The sequence below is a fragment of the Vibrio sp. V38_P2S17PM301 genome (assembly GCF_009904845.1).
GTDB classification, from domain to species: Bacteria; Pseudomonadota; Gammaproteobacteria; order Enterobacterales; family Vibrionaceae; genus Vibrio; species Vibrio proteolyticus.
Map to the genome: position 1 here is coordinate 45,155 of NZ_WXWO01000087.1, position 13,290 is coordinate 58,444.

General features: G+C 51.6%; 14 protein-coding genes. 5 read left to right on the plus strand and 9 right to left on the minus strand.

Annotation, left to right across the window (positions count from 1 at the left end):
• The first annotated feature begins 11 nt into the window (after positions 1 to 11).
• The 3 genes from eutB to CAG64_RS18630 all read left to right on the plus strand — a co-directional run bounded on the left by eutB (position 12) and on the right by CAG64_RS18630 (position 2,544).
• Positions 12 to 983 (plus strand): hydroxyectoine utilization dehydratase EutB, encoded by a 972-nt coding sequence (gene eutB / locus CAG64_RS18620; RefSeq protein ID WP_161488378.1) that lies wholly within the window; start codon positions 12 to 14, stop codon positions 981 to 983.
• Between the two features lie 14 nt (positions 984 to 997).
• Positions 998 to 1,954, plus strand: coding sequence for a cyclodeaminase (locus CAG64_RS18625; RefSeq protein WP_161488379.1), 957 nt, complete (start codon positions 998 to 1,000; stop codon positions 1,952 to 1,954).
• A 149-nt stretch (positions 1,955 to 2,103) separates the two neighbouring features.
• On the plus strand, positions 2,104 to 2,544 hold the full coding sequence (locus CAG64_RS18630) for an SRPBCC family protein (RefSeq protein WP_161453644.1): 441 nt from the start codon (positions 2,104 to 2,106) through the stop codon (positions 2,542 to 2,544).
• Positions 2,545 to 2,579: 35 nt separating this feature from the next.
• On the opposite strand, the gene CAG64_RS18635 is transcribed toward CAG64_RS18630, so the two are convergent.
• From CAG64_RS18635 to CAG64_RS18645, 3 genes are all read right to left on the minus strand, one after another.
• Positions 2,580 to 3,911 (minus strand): MATE family efflux transporter, encoded by a 1,332-nt coding sequence (locus CAG64_RS18635; RefSeq protein WP_021706531.1) that lies wholly within the window; start codon positions 3,909 to 3,911, stop codon positions 2,580 to 2,582.
• A 70-nt stretch (positions 3,912 to 3,981) separates the two neighbouring features.
• Positions 3,982 to 5,910 (minus strand): monovalent cation:proton antiporter-2 (CPA2) family protein, encoded by a 1,929-nt coding sequence (locus tag CAG64_RS18640; protein ID WP_161488380.1) that lies wholly within the window; start codon positions 5,908 to 5,910, stop codon positions 3,982 to 3,984.
• Positions 5,907 to 6,521, minus strand: coding sequence for an NAD(P)H-dependent oxidoreductase (locus tag CAG64_RS18645; protein ID WP_040902999.1), 615 nt, complete (start codon positions 6,519 to 6,521; stop codon positions 5,907 to 5,909). Before CAG64_RS18645 ends, CAG64_RS18640 begins: the two co-directional genes overlap by 4 nt.
• A 269-nt stretch (positions 6,522 to 6,790) precedes the next feature.
• Here CAG64_RS18645 and CAG64_RS18650 point away from each other — a divergent pair, with 269 nt between their 5' ends.
• Positions 6,791 to 7,015 (plus strand): redoxin domain-containing protein, encoded by a 225-nt coding sequence (locus tag CAG64_RS18650; protein WP_161488381.1) that lies wholly within the window; start codon positions 6,791 to 6,793, stop codon positions 7,013 to 7,015.
• On the opposite strand, the gene CAG64_RS18655 is transcribed toward CAG64_RS18650, so the two are convergent.
• The 3 genes from CAG64_RS18655 to norR all read right to left on the minus strand — a co-directional run bounded on the left by CAG64_RS18655 (position 7,009) and on the right by norR (position 9,787).
• A complete protein-coding gene (locus CAG64_RS18655) occupies positions 7,009 to 7,632 on the minus strand; it encodes an HAD family hydrolase (protein WP_161453640.1) in 624 nt (207 codons plus the stop codon). The two genes, CAG64_RS18650 and CAG64_RS18655, sit on opposite strands and share 7 nt — an antisense overlap.
• Before the next feature lie 134 nt (positions 7,633 to 7,766).
• Positions 7,767 to 8,126, minus strand: coding sequence for a glutaredoxin family protein (locus CAG64_RS18660; RefSeq protein WP_161453639.1), 360 nt, complete (start codon positions 8,124 to 8,126; stop codon positions 7,767 to 7,769).
• Between the two features lie 77 nt (positions 8,127 to 8,203).
• Positions 8,204 to 9,787: a nitric oxide reductase transcriptional regulator NorR gene (norR, locus tag CAG64_RS18665; RefSeq protein ID WP_161453638.1), complete on the minus strand. Its 1,584-nt coding sequence runs from the start codon at positions 9,785 to 9,787 to the stop codon at positions 8,204 to 8,206.
• Positions 9,788 to 10,058: 271 nt separating this feature from the next.
• Between norR and hmpA the strand changes: the two genes are divergently transcribed.
• A complete protein-coding gene (hmpA, locus tag CAG64_RS18670; protein WP_161457913.1) occupies positions 10,059 to 11,234 on the plus strand; it encodes an NO-inducible flavohemoprotein in 1,176 nt (391 codons plus the stop codon).
• Between the two features lie 55 nt (positions 11,235 to 11,289).
• Here the strand turns inward: hmpA and CAG64_RS18675 are convergent, their stop codons facing one another.
• The 3 genes from CAG64_RS18675 to CAG64_RS18685 form a co-directional block, all read right to left on the minus strand.
• A complete protein-coding gene (locus tag CAG64_RS18675) occupies positions 11,290 to 11,835 on the minus strand; it encodes a hypothetical protein (RefSeq protein WP_161448639.1) in 546 nt (181 codons plus the stop codon).
• The gene (locus CAG64_RS18680; protein ID WP_161448637.1) at positions 11,832 to 12,368 is read right to left on the minus strand and encodes a YaeQ family protein; all 537 of its coding nucleotides are present in this window, start codon (positions 12,366 to 12,368) and stop codon (positions 11,832 to 11,834) included. The genes CAG64_RS18675 and CAG64_RS18680 overlap by 4 nt, the downstream gene beginning before the upstream one ends.
• Positions 12,369 to 12,552: 184 nt before the next feature.
• Entirely contained in the window at positions 12,553 to 13,170 is a 618-nt protein-coding gene (locus CAG64_RS18685) for an imm11 family protein (protein WP_161489348.1), read from the minus strand.
• Positions 13,171 to 13,290 lie beyond the last annotated feature (120 nt).

Genomic DNA, 13,290 nt, shown 5'->3' on the forward strand with positions numbered 1-13,290 from the left:
GATCCAAACCTATGGAAATACAAGATGTTTACGCGGCCAGACGAGCCATTCATGGACTGGTCTGCCGTACCCCTTTGCTTCATTCCCCGCAATTGTCCCGGCAATATCAGTGTGAGGTGTGGCTTAAACTGGAAACGCTCCAGCCGATTGGTGCTTTTAAACTGCGTGGTGCGACATACGCGATGAACCGTCTCAGCGAAGAGCAGAAACGCCATGGCGTGGTGACTTGTTCAACCGGAAATCACGGCCGCGCGGTGGCTTATGCCGGTCAGCGACTTGGGGTTCATACGGTGATCTGCATGTCGAGCCTGGTGCCGAACAATAAAGTCGAGGCGATCAAAGCACTCGGGGCAGACGTGCGTATTGTCGGTCAGTCTCAGGACGACGCCGAGCGCGAAGCGCTGAGGCTGACTGAGGAAGCGTCGATGACTTATCTCTCGCCCTTTGAGCACCCGGATATTATTGCCGGGCAAGGCACCATTGGATTGGAAATTATCGAGGATCTGCCTGATGTCGATGTGATTTTTGCTGGATTGTCCGGCGGTGGTTTGTTGGGCGGTGTTGGGCTGGCGGCGAAATCGGCAAGCCGTAAAGTTAAAATCTTTGGGGCTTCAATGGAAAAAGGCGCCGCAATGGTGGAAAGCCTCAAGGCAGGAAAACCGGTTCAGGTACCAGAGTATGAGTCGTTTGCCGACAGTCTGGGAGGCGGAATCGGGCTGGATAACCGTCACACTTTTCAACTCGTGCAACAGGTAATGGATCGTGCGTTTCTCGTGAGTGAGGACAATATTGCCAAAGGCATGACGGATATTTTTGATGCAGAGAAGTTTGCTGTTGAAGGTGCGGCTGCGGTTGGTTTTGCGGCAATGCGTCAGCATCCGCTTGATCTGCGCGGTAAAAAAGTCGTGTTTGTTCTGAGCGGTAAAAATGTGTCGTCGGACACGTTTGACACGGCACTCAGTATTGGCCGACACATGCAGTAAACAAGGAAGTCGGAATGGAAATCTACAACAAGGCACAAATTCAATCGGTAACCGGGCTGAATGAGGACGCGCTGCTGGCCGTCGAAGATGGTTTTCGTGCCCTGGGAGAAGGTCGGGTAACCTTGCCACCGATCTTGAGTATGACGATTGCGGAGAGCCATGGAGAAGTCGACGTTAAAACGGCGCATATTGAGGGCATTGCCCGTTTTGCCATCAAAATTAGCCCGGGCTTTTTTGATAACCCTAAACTGGGGTTACCCAGTCTGAATGGTTTGATGGTGCTGCTGAGCGCTAAAACCGGCTTGGTGGATTGTGTACTGTTCGATGAAGGGTATTTGACGGATGTTCGCACCGCGCTCGCCGGAGCCATTTCTACCAAGTATTTGTCTAACCCGGACGCTAAACGTGTTGCGGTGATTGGTGCTGGTTTACAAGCCGAATTGCAGGTGGCTGCGATGACATTAGTTCGCGACATCAAACACGTCGACGTTTGGGCCCGGGATGCCGACAAGGCATATGAGTATCAGCGCCGGATGGCGCAGACATACGACCTACCTGTGACGGTCCACAACACGATTGCCGAGGCGTGCTGCGAAGCGGATATCATTGTCACCACTACGCCATCGCGTGAGGCGCTGCTGTATTGGCGGGATATTCCCGCTGGCGCGCACGTGATTGCGATGGGCTCGGATAGCCCGCATAAACGTGAGCTGGCTGACGACGTGCTCCTCAATGCCGATCATCTGGTGGTCGACCGCCTCAGCCAGTCAGAGTCAGTGGGAGAACTGCGCTGCATGGCAAAGCCTCTGCCTCGAAAGGTGTGTGAATTAGGCGAGATCATCTGTGGTGTCAGCCCGTATATTCGGCATGTGGCAGAGATTTCGGTGTGCGACCTGACCGGAACGGGTGTTCAGGATACGGCGATCGCCAACTACACCGCACAGCGATTGGCGGGAGATGTCGCCACCTGAAGTTGAGTGAGTTTTGGCGGCCGTTTCACTGTCTGAAAACACCGGATTACGTGCTCGGTGAGATTCGGTCTATGCTTTAAGTCTGAGGTTTGCTGGCATCATTCGAGTGCCGCCGAGCCGGGGTTATCCGCACTATCTGAGGCTTATGTATGCTGACGCTGACTTACCAAATCGACATCGATGCTGAGCCTGCCCGTATCTGGCAGGTTTTGACCGAGCTGGAGCTGTATCGCAAGTGGGCGACAGCCTTCTCTCCACAGTCCCAGTTTCACGGTGAATGGCGTGAAGGGGAACACATTGCGTTTTTTGATCCCGGTTTAGGAGGCACACGGGCGGTGATCGATAAGATTGACGTCGACCGGGCTATCCAAATCCATCACATTGCGGTGTTTAATCCCGAACATATCATCGACATCGACAGCGATTCAGCACGCAAATGGATTGGCTCAAGTGAGAGCTACGAAATCATCCGTCAGGGCGATAGAGTGGTACTGGAAGTCACCATCGTGACACATCCGGACTTTACCACCATGTTTAATGATGGCTGGGAAAAGGCACTGCCTAAGATCAAAGCGCTCAGTGAAGAGTGAGACAAAAAGCCTTGCATCATAGCAAGGCTTTTCCATCAGGCAGTGGTCAACCGCCGCTCCAGTTGGCGCAGTCCGCGCTGGTACATGACCCAGGCACAAAGCCCGGCGAGTACGTTGCCAATTAATGCCCCGACCAATAGGCCATAGATATCCGCGATCTGAGCACCTACCCATAAACACGGCAGGAAGAACGCAAACAGGCGCAGAGCCGAGATAGTCAGTGCGGTATACGATTTGCCCAGAGCATTGGAAATCGACACCATTAACATACAGATACCGAGCGGTCCAAGGCTCAGAGGGACTAAGGTAAGGTGCCAGTTGAGGATCGACGCGACGCTGGCTTCACTGGTCATCAAAGCGGAGAGGAAACCCGCTCCCAGGTAGGTCGCCAGCGCGATCACAAGCTGCAAAACCAGCACGAAACGACAGGCCAGATTGACCAGTTGCTTGATCTGCTCGATTTTACCCGCGCCGAGTAACCGGCCGATCATCGGTGGCATCGACATCGTCAGTGCCAACACCGTCACTATCGCAAAAAACTCATAACGTGATCCCAGAGCCCAAGAAGCGACGGCTGCCGTACCATAAGTAGCCAGTAGTTTGGTGGCCAGCATAGAAGACAGTGGGGGCAGGAGCTGGCTGATCATGGCTGGCCCCATGATGTTGGCGATGGAGCGAACGCTTTTCACTACGTTGAGGTCCGCCCAGTCGAACGACATCCAGTGTTTGGCAGACACTTTGGGGGCGACAAACACAATACCCAGACCAAAGGCGATGATGGTCGCCACCGCGGCACCGTTGATGCCCATGTCAAAGGTAAAGATAAACAGCGGATCCAGAGCCAGATTGAGCAGGCTGGTGATCATCATCATGGTGCCCGGCAACATGGTATTGCCATTGGCACGACAGATACTGTAAAGGAAATAAAGCACAGCGCCGGTCCAGGCGCTCACCAGCCAGTAAATCCAGTAGCTATCGATGATGACAAAAATGCTGTCCGGTGCGCTCAGCAGGGCCAGAATCGGGTGACGTAACAGATAAAGCAACAACGAAAATACCGCGACCCCGATGCTGCCCATCGCCAGGACCAGACCGCCGAGTTGTTTAGCGTAGCGCTCCTGCTGGGCGCCCAGCGCCCGTGAAATAACTGCGGTGGTGGCAATGCCAAGACCGACCTGGATGCCGATGATGATCATCTGGATCGGCAACGTGAACCCTTGGGCGGCGAGCGGTAATACCCCCAGTTGGCCGATGAAAGCACTGTCGACCAGTTGGAAGCTCATAAGTGATAACACGCCGAACAACATTGGCCAGGTCATGTTGAACAGCTGACGGCCGAGCGTGTCAGAAGATTTGGCTTGAGACATATGGTTACTTTCTGATTTTGGAGTAGTGGAAATAGATGAAAGCCGAGAGGTGCTCTCGGCTTTTGTCTGGCTATTGTAGCTCATCTCCGAGCTTGTCTGCATACCCTTTTGGCGGTGGCGTCCACCCTCGCTCTGTGCGGGAGTGATTGTCTGACCGGTCAAAGGCCATTTCTGACTTGATACGCTCCTCCAATTCCATAAACAGTTTTACATAGTTGTTGTCGAAGCGTTCTCCACTTTCAGATTCTTTATTCCATGCGTCATACAGCCCTTCAGACAATGCACTTTCCAACCGTTTAAACGTGGTTTTTTGCTGCTCAACAAAGAATGGATGATGGCCGAGCCCACGCAGCGCAGCGGAGCCGATTTCTAGAGCAGAATGATACGTTTCCGACTCAATAATGTCGGCACCTGCCTGACGTAATCGGTAGCCGTGACCGCGGTCAAAGGCGCGGGCCAGAATTTTCAGGTGTGGATACGCGTGTCGCACGTGTTTAACCAGTTCGACGCTGCTCTCTTTGTTGTCGATTGCTACGATCAGCATTGACGCTTCCTCGATGCCCGCGGTGTGCAGCAGTTCCGGGCGAGTGGCATCACCAAAATAGGCTTTGACGTTGATCCGGCGTAGGTTGTCCACTTGCGCAGCCTGATGATCGAGCACAACGGTTTGAATGCCATTGGCGGTCAGCAAGCGGTTGGTGATCTGACCGAAGCGCCCGACACCGGCGATAATGACCGGGCCGTGCTCTTCAATCACGTCGGCATCACGGTCATTGGAGGCCGTTTGGAAACGCGGCAGGATCACTTTGTCAAACAGGATGAACAAGCCCGGGGTGAGGAACATTGACAGTGCCACCACCAGCGAGAGCTTTTGTGACAACTCAGGAGGCAGCACATGGTTCTGAGTGGAGAAACTCAGCAGCACAAAGCCGAACTCACCAGCTTGTGCCAGGCTGAGGGCGAACAACCAGCGATTGCTGCCTTTAATTCGAAAGATGAAGGCCAGTAAGAACAACACTGCGGCTTTGAGCAACATGACTCCCAGCGTAATGCCGAGGATCAAAAAGAAATCGCCGAACAGCACTTCAAAGTTGATGCCGGCACCCACGGTAATAAAGAACAGCCCCAGCAGTAGCCCTTTGAATGGATCAATATTGGACTCCAGCTCATGGCGGAACTCACTGTTGGCCAGCACCACGCCAGCCAGAAATGTACCCAGTGCCGGAGAGAGCCCCACCAGGCTCATCAGCGCGGCGATACCCACGACCAGCATCAGCGCCGTCGCGGTGAAAATTTCACGCAGACCTGAGCTGGCCACAAAGCGGAACAAGGGACGGCTAAGGTAATGACCACCCACCACCACCAGTGCGATGGAGGCGGTGATCACCATGCCATATGCCCATCCGGGCAAGCCGGCGACTAAGCTGATTTCTTCATGATGTTCGGCGGCGGCATTGGCGGCTTGCTGCGCCTGTTCAATCAACTCAGGCAACGCCAGCAGCGGAATAAACGCCAGCATCGGAATCACGGCAATGTCCTGGAAAAGCAGGACCGAAAAAGCGTTCTGTCCGCCTTCCGTTTTATTGAGACGCTTTTCACTGAAGGTTTGTAACACGATTGCCGTCGACGACAGGGCGAAAATCAGGCCGATGGTCAGAGCCAGTGTCCACTCAACGCCAAACTGCATTGAGATAGCCATTACCGCAGCCGTGGTCAGGCCAACCTGTAAACCGCCCAGGCCAAGCAGGCGATTGCGCATCGCCCAGAGCATGCGGGGTTCCAGCTCAAGGCCGACCAGAAACAGCATCATCACCACGCCGAATTCGGCGAAGTGCTGAATAGTGGTGGTTTCTTCGCCAACTAATCCGATGATCGGGCCGATTACCACCCCGGCGATCAAATACCCAAGTACAGAGCCAAGGCCAAAGCGTTTCGCCAGTGGCACGGCGATCACTGCGGCAATCAGGTAGATAAAAGCTTTGATGAAATACAGCGTCATGCCTGTTTCCTTACGATCAGTTCATCCAGTGAATGCGTCAGTTTCGGCAACTGGCGCGCACGCTCGGTGTCCAGATGTCCGTTGACCAGAGCATTCAGGAGTCGACGGTATTTATTGACATGCTCTTCGATTCGGTTGTCATCCAGAGCGGTACGCGCGCCAAATAGGGCAAAAGGCGCCAGATATTGCATTCCGGTCAGATTGGCCATCTGTTCCAGAGGTTGCAGTAATTCGCGAATCGTAAAGTGGTTGTAGCCATCGGTTTGATACGCTTCGGCTTTGCCTCCCGCAGACAGCACACACAAAAACTGCTTACCGTGCAGTGCCGCACCGTCATGACCGTAAGCGAACCCGTATTCCAGTACCAGATCCTGCCACTCTTTGAGGATGGAGGGGGTTGAATACCAGTAGAGCGGAAATTGGAAAATAATCACATCGTGCTCGACAAGGCGCTGTTGTTCTTTGTCGATATCAATGTCAAAGGTTGGGTATTCGGCGTACAAATCGACGGTGGTCACCCCTTCAACTTGTTTGGCGACATCGAACAGCGGTGTGTTGACTTCACTACGACGTTGAGACGGATGTGCGTACAAAACCAGTATTTTTTTCATTCTTTGAGTGCCCTGATGAATCGGTTTTAGAATCAAATCATTACACACTGATGGCGCCATCACCATCGGTTACTGCGTGGTAACCTGACTACAATCTCATAACTGAGGGGCGCGCAGGGTTAGAAATGAGAAAGTGCAACGTTTCAGAGTGTCACTCTAACAGTGTAGAGAGGCAACCAAGTGACTAAAAGTTAACTGATTGCCGGATAGAGAGACCGCTCTAACATGATTTGATAACGCTTCAAGCTTCGCCATGCGGTTTCTATTGCTTGTGCGTTGACAGTACCCGATGCCTGAATGAGCTGGAAACCTACAAAGCGGCGTTTGCAGCAGTGGGCGTTGAAATTGTGGCCATCTCTGCTGATTCAAAGGCTCAACTGGAGGAGCATCAGTCTCGCCTGGAAGTCAGCTTTCCGTTAGCGGATGGCCTGAGTGACGCGCTCAGAGCAGGAAGCTACCATCAGTATCCGATGCGAGGTACGTTGGATTATTGAGCCAGTTGTTGGTGGCTTTGCGCCAGTAATTGTTGCAAGTCATGCAGATGAGTAACGACCAGAGACGCTTGATCGACAAAGTCTGGCCGACGCCCGTGTGTTACCAGGCAGGAAGGCATGCCTGCGTTTCTCGCCGCTTGCAAATCATACACGAAATCGCCGACGTACAGCACTTGCTGGCGTGGCAGAAACCACTCCTCGGCCAATGCGATCAGCGAATCGGGCGCGGGTTTGGGTGGGAAATGCTCACGGCTGATCACTCGCTCAATCTTGATGTGATTGTGTGTCATTTTTAGCGCAGTTGCCTTGGCACAGTTGCGAGTCACAATGGCGGTATGGATGCGGTGGGCGCGCAAGTGTTCGAGCAATTCAAGGCAGCCTGGCATTGGCGAAGAGATCCGCGCATCTTCCATCTCATGTTCGATAATCAGTTGGTGGGCGCGCTGGCTTTTCAGGTCACAATTGAGGCCATTCGCGTAGTGAAGCAAATCGTCTTGTTGCGGACAGCCGATTTGCTCACGCAGGGCACGAAAGTTCATTGATGATGTGACCAGCGTGTTGTCGAGGTCAAACACAACGGCCTGAATCACGCTGAGGTCAAGCGGAATTGCGCGCATGGAGTCTCCTTGTGCTTTCTCATTGTAAACGGGGTGAGCAAAAAAACAGCGATGTTAAAACACTATGGCAGGGAGCGGGCAGCGATACAAATAAAAAAGCCGGGCGTGATTGCAACGTCCGGCTTGAGTGCCCATCAGGTAAATTCTTTTTCCAGATAGGCAACGATATCGGAGGATTCATACATCCATTCAACCTGACCATTGTTTTCAATGCGCAGGCACGGCACTTTGATGCGGCCGCCTCCGGCTTCCAAATCGGCGCGGTGAACCGGATCATTTTTGGCATCACGTAATTCGATTTTGACCGACTGACGCTTCATCGCGCGGCGCACTTTGACACAGAACGGACAAGCCTCAAACTGGTACAGCGCCATGTGACGTGCTTTGTCGTCGACGATCTGTTGCGCATCGGCTGAGCGTTTAACCCCTCGGGGTGTAAAAATGAAATCCAGGGTCAGAATGATTTTGCCCAGAAACCAGCGGATAAACTTCATAAAGGGTCCATTTTCTCTGTTACAACGTTGCGCGCCATTGTAACAGTGAAGTAACAGCGGGCCTAGAAATGAACCCTTTAACGTTCGATTTTATGCACTCTAGTAACATTGATGCCCAGTCGTTTGGCTAGTCTCACCAGATTGGCACGATCGGTTTTGAGTTTTCGAGCGGCTTGTGCCCAGTTAAAGTCGGCCTCGGTCAGCGCTGCGGTGACCAGCTCACGCTGAAAGTGGTCGGTTGCTTCTCTTAACCCACCGGACAGATCCAAAGACGCGGTAGGTGTGGCGCCTGGGAGGCTTTCACTTTTAGGAGCAGCGCCGTTTTCCAGTGCACCGATGTCGTCTAAGTTTACTGTGATCACCGCTCGTTGTCCGCTGCGCGCCCGGGCTTTCAATGCCGCGCGGTTAATCACGTGCTCTAGCTCGCGTACATTGCCCGGCCAGTCGTAATGGCTGATGTAAGCCATGGCGTCCCGCCCGAGTTTGAGTTGTGTGATCCCCAGTTTACGCCTGGCCTGTTCGAGAAAGTAACCAGCCAGCAATGCGATGTCACCATTGCGTTCGCGCAGGGGAGGAACCTGGATTGGATAGACACTCAGGCGATGATAAAGATCGGCGCGAAAACGACCGGCGTTGACTTCCTGTTTGAGATCACGATTGGTGGCGGCCAGTACTCGTACATCGATAGTCTCGACTTTATCCTGGCCCACCGGTTGAATTTCGTTGTTTTGCAGAGCACGCAGAATTTTGCTCTGAGCGGCCAGCGGCAATTCACCGATTTCATCCAGAAACAGTGTGCCGCCATCGGCCAGCGCAAATTTCCCCGAGCGGTGCTTGTCTGCGCCGGTAAAGGCCCCTTTCACATGCCCAAACAACTCGCTCTCAACCAGGTTTTCAGGAATGGCCGCGCAGTTGACGTAGACCAGCGGCTGCTTGCGTCTCGCAGAGCGGTAGTGCAGAGTGCGGGCGACCAGTTCTTTACCGACACCAGTTTCGCCGTGGATCAGAATGTTAAAGTTCGAGGGCGCGACCACTTCAATGTCGGCTTTCAGGGCAGTCATTGCCGTGCTACTGCCAATCAACTCACCACCGTCACGTTCCCAGACTTCTTCGTTAAGTTCCTCTAGCCGTTGCTGAACCTGTTTGGCTTGCTGCTCCAGTTGATTAAAGGTCAACGCCATCTTCAATGTTGATGCTGCAATGGCAGACAACACTTCCAGGCTACGATCCGGAATATGGTGAAACACGTTGGGTATCAGGCTGTCGAGTGTCAGCACCCCCAGTAAGGTGTCACCAAACCGAAGGGGCAGGCCCATACAGGCATGCATCGGTAAATCCCCATCGTGATCCAGTAACAGGCCATCAAACGGATCAGGCAGTGGGCTGTCGGCATCAAAGATCACAGGTTTATCTGATTGGCAGATCAGCTCAAATCTCGGATGCTCGCTGATATGAAAACGCCGGCCCAGGGTGTCTCGGGTTAGCCCCTGCATGGCGAGTGGAACCAGAGTGTCGCCCTGCAGTGACAACAGAGCCACACAGTCGCACTGGATTGTTTTGCGAATGGCATCTAACAATTTATGGAAGCGGTCCTCGCTACTGAGGCCGCTGGCAAGTCCGATGGTCATTTCGACCAGAGTAGAAACAGAGAGTTCTTGCATGGCAAAGGCACTGAAATGAAATTTTTTATCATTATAGAGTCATTATGACTTGTTTTAAAGAAGTCTTTTTGACTGCTTTTATTATCAATAAGTGAATGAAAATAAGGGATATAGGCACTTTTTAGACTTGGCATTATTCCTGCTCTTAAACCACACGGGCGAGAAGCCAGAACATAAAGCGAGGCATGGAATTCTCGTGCACATCGCAATAACTAACTCAATGAAAGTGACTCAGTGTTTCTGAAATTTAATCTAGTGGGAGTGTCCATTTATGCTAAGTAATCATCATATTGACGTTGTGAAAAGTACCATCCCTCTTCTGGAGAGTGCGGGTCCCGCGTTGACCGCGCATTTCTATCAGCGCATGTTCAGCCATAATCCTGAATTGAAAGACATCTTCAATATGACCCATCAGCGCACCGGCCGTCAGGGCGTGGCGTTATTTGAAGCCATTGCGGCGTATGCCAAACACATCGAAAACCTGGCAGCGTTGACCGCAGCCGTCGAGCGCATCGCCCACAAGCACACCAGTTTTAACATTCAGGCCGAGCATTACCAGATTGTCGGCCATCACCTGATCGAAACCTTACGCGAGCTGGCAGGGGACGCGTTCAGCCCGGAGGTGGAAGAAGCCTGGACCGCTGCGTATCTGTTTCTGGCCCAGGTCTTTATTGACCGCGAAGGTGAGTTGTACCAGCAACGCCACCAAGCCTTAGGGGGCTGGGCTGGCGCACGCGAATTTATTGTCAGCGAGAAAACGGCTGAATCCGAGCTGGTGACCAGCTTTGTACTGACACCTGCCGATGGCAAAGCGGTACTGGATTATCAACCGGGCCAGTATATCGGACTGGAAGTGACACCAGAAAAAGGCGAGCATGTCGAGATCCGTCAGTACTCACTTTCACAAAAACCGAATGGGATGAACTACCGCATCTCTGTAAAGCGTGAAAGCCAGGATGCTCATTGTGGCTTGGTGTCTCATCATCTGCATGATCAGGTTCAGGTGGGGGACAGTGTTAAGCTCTATCCACCGGCTGGTGATTTCTTCTACGTGGAGCGTGAGCGTCCGGTGACGTTGATTTCGGCTGGGGTGGGCGTGACGCCAATGCAGGCGATGCTGCAATCGCTTGCTGAAACCAGAAAGGCGGATGTGACCTACCTGCACGCGTGTAACAATCGTGACCAGCATACTTTTGTTGATGAAGTGGCCACGTTGGTCGCTGTGAATCAGTGGCAGCAGCATGTCTGGTACCTGGAAGGGCAAGGGCAACACAGCGGTCAGATGGATCTCAGTGCCATCCGCGACTGTTTGGCGCTCGACAATGGCGATTTCTACCTGTGTGGTCCGGTGGCGTTCATGGCGTTTGTGGTCGAACAGCTTCACGCTCTGGGTGTGTCCAGAGATCGTATCCACTACGAAATTTTTGGTCCGCACGAGTCACTGTAAGCATCGCGTGAGTTGTCAAAAGGGAGCCATCTTGGCTCCCTTTTTGGCTCGTCAGTCATTCCCTATCTGGATTAAACCAGGCCTTCAGCCTATCAAACAGGTTGGGCTTAGACGGTTGTGGTGAACACTCTTTCCCCGCGTAATAGCTTTGCATAAACTCAACCCGTGCCGCCTGGGCATCCAGCGTGATGCGGGCGGCAATACGCTCGGCGGTTTGCTGGGCGTGATCATTGGCTAAGCTGAAATCCATATTGAGATAGCCCTGCAAATAAAGCCACAGATGCGTTACCAGTAATAGCTCAGACAGGGTTTGAGATTGAAATTTCCCGGCCTGCTCGTGACCCAGAGTTTGTTCAAACACACTTTTTACCGCAGTTTCTGATTGCGCAGATTGCTCGAAGTGCGAGCTGCATTCGATGTGACGTTTGGTGAGTAACCCGAGCAGATGTTGCTGTGGCGAAGTGTCTGGTTTTGCATGACACGCTTTGCCGAAAAGCTCTTGCTGATCTGCACACAAATCCCGCCACAGCTCTGGGTGTAGAGTGACGACTGGCAGTAGATCGGCGCCGCAGTCCGTGAGGATTTGCTCGAGAGAATTCATCGGCTTTGCAACTCTTCAAATGTCACTTCACACGATCCTTTGTTGCTATCAACAAACAGAGAATTGCCGCTGATCATCACCGACATATCGACACTGCGCTCCAGCAAAGTTTCTAATGCTTCTACTTGCTCTGAGTTGAAGCGCATGACGGTCGCGTCATACATGCCCAGTTTGCCGCGGTTTTGCTCCCACCACACATTGGATTTGGAGTTGTAACTGTAAACCACAACCTGTTTAGCCTGTCGAGTGGCTTTTTTCACCCGGTCAGCATCCGGCTCACCTAGCTCAATCCACAATTCGATTTGTTCGTCGAGTGACTTACGCCAGATGTCGGGTTCATCAGTGGTCGAGAGCCCTTTAGTAAACTGTAGGTTTTCACCAGCGTGAAGGCAATACGCCATCAAGCGAGCCATCATCCGCAGCGTATTTTCAGATGGATGCTGTGCGACGGTCAGGTTGAGTGTGTCGTAATAGTCGCGGTTCATATCGGTCAGCGCGATACGAAATTTGTAAATAGTGGGTTTTAGCGCCATGTATGTATAAGGGTCCGAGTCTTTGAGAAGGACTATAGCGGTACCCTCTCGATTTGTTGAGAAAAATCATAGAGAAACTTTTCTTAGGTGAGAGCATAGTAACAAGTCTTCGCACAACTGGCACATGTTAAAATAAGGGCGCACCTGCGTGTAGAAATCGGATGCGGTGAAAACATTTAACACGTTACTCTATAAAATGAAGGCCCATTTCCCAGTCTGAGATCTTTATAAAATTCAAAGTATCAACATCATGCTTCTGGAATATATTCACAACTGTTTCATGAACGATGATATGACTTATATTGCTAAACTTTGGTTTAAATACCAGCCTCTCACTAAGTGGTATTTTGTCTAACTTATTATCACTGAGGAAATATTTTTGAATCTTTTGACCTTCTCTATTCGGATTTATCCTCCGAATAGCACAATTGTCTATATCTAGTACATCCATCTTATGAAATACATTAAAGACCCAATAGCCTTCATTATACGTATCGTTATCATCTAGAATCACTGCTGGGTAAAATTGGAAAAGTTCATTTTCTATTCCGCGCAATGCGTTTTTTATTTCATTCGTTATGACAGGATAAGTACTACTTAGGTGTGCTTGCTTGATTGGACGTGATATCCCCTTAGCCAAATCCTCATCGCGATAGCCGTTAGTAAAGAACATCGGCTCACTTCCGACTAGCTTAGTGTACTCATAGTTGCGATGATCCGATCTATCATGAGTTGTCAAATAAAGAGTATCGTCATCATAATTTTCAAAAACAATATAATATTGATCGTTATATTGACTCATTTTCCTGCCTATAACTGGCTTTCAAGTGCAGTTCGTCACCTGAAGGCCAAAGTTCTTACTTAACAAACTGAAGGCCCATGACCCAATCAGAGACTTTGACAAAATTCAGTGTATCTACAT

Coding starts and splice junctions, on each gene's coding strand:
- eutB (WP_161488378.1), top strand. CDS start 12: ATGGAAATACAAGATGTTTACGCGGCCAGACGAGCCATTCATGGACTG.
- CAG64_RS18625 (WP_161488379.1), top strand. CDS start 998: ATGGAAATCTACAACAAGGCACAAATTCAATCGGTAACCGGGCTGAAT.
- CAG64_RS18630 (WP_161453644.1), top strand. CDS start 2,104: ATGCTGACGCTGACTTACCAAATCGACATCGATGCTGAGCCTGCCCGT.
- CAG64_RS18635 (WP_021706531.1), bottom strand. CDS start 3,911: ATGTCTCAAGCCAAATCTTCTGACACGCTCGGCCGTCAGCTGTTCAAC.
- CAG64_RS18640 (WP_161488380.1), bottom strand. CDS start 5,910: ATGACGCTGTATTTCATCAAAGCTTTTATCTACCTGATTGCCGCAGTG.
- CAG64_RS18645 (WP_040902999.1), bottom strand. CDS start 6,521: ATGAAAAAAATACTGGTTTTGTACGCACATCCGTCTCAACGTCGTAGT.
- CAG64_RS18655 (WP_161453640.1), bottom strand. CDS start 7,632: ATGCGCGCAATTCCGCTTGACCTCAGCGTGATTCAGGCCGTTGTGTTT.
- CAG64_RS18660 (WP_161453639.1), bottom strand. CDS start 8,126: ATGAAGTTTATCCGCTGGTTTCTGGGCAAAATCATTCTGACCCTGGAT.
- norR (WP_161453638.1), bottom strand. CDS start 9,787: ATGCAAGAACTCTCTGTTTCTACTCTGGTCGAAATGACCATCGGACTT.
- hmpA (WP_161457913.1), top strand. CDS start 10,059: ATGCTAAGTAATCATCATATTGACGTTGTGAAAAGTACCATCCCTCTT.
- CAG64_RS18675 (WP_161448639.1), bottom strand. CDS start 11,835: ATGAATTCTCTCGAGCAAATCCTCACGGACTGCGGCGCCGATCTACTG.
- CAG64_RS18680 (WP_161448637.1), bottom strand. CDS start 12,368: ATGGCGCTAAAACCCACTATTTACAAATTTCGTATCGCGCTGACCGAT.
- CAG64_RS18685 (WP_161489348.1), bottom strand. CDS start 13,170: ATGAGTCAATATAACGATCAATATTATATTGTTTTTGAAAATTATGAT.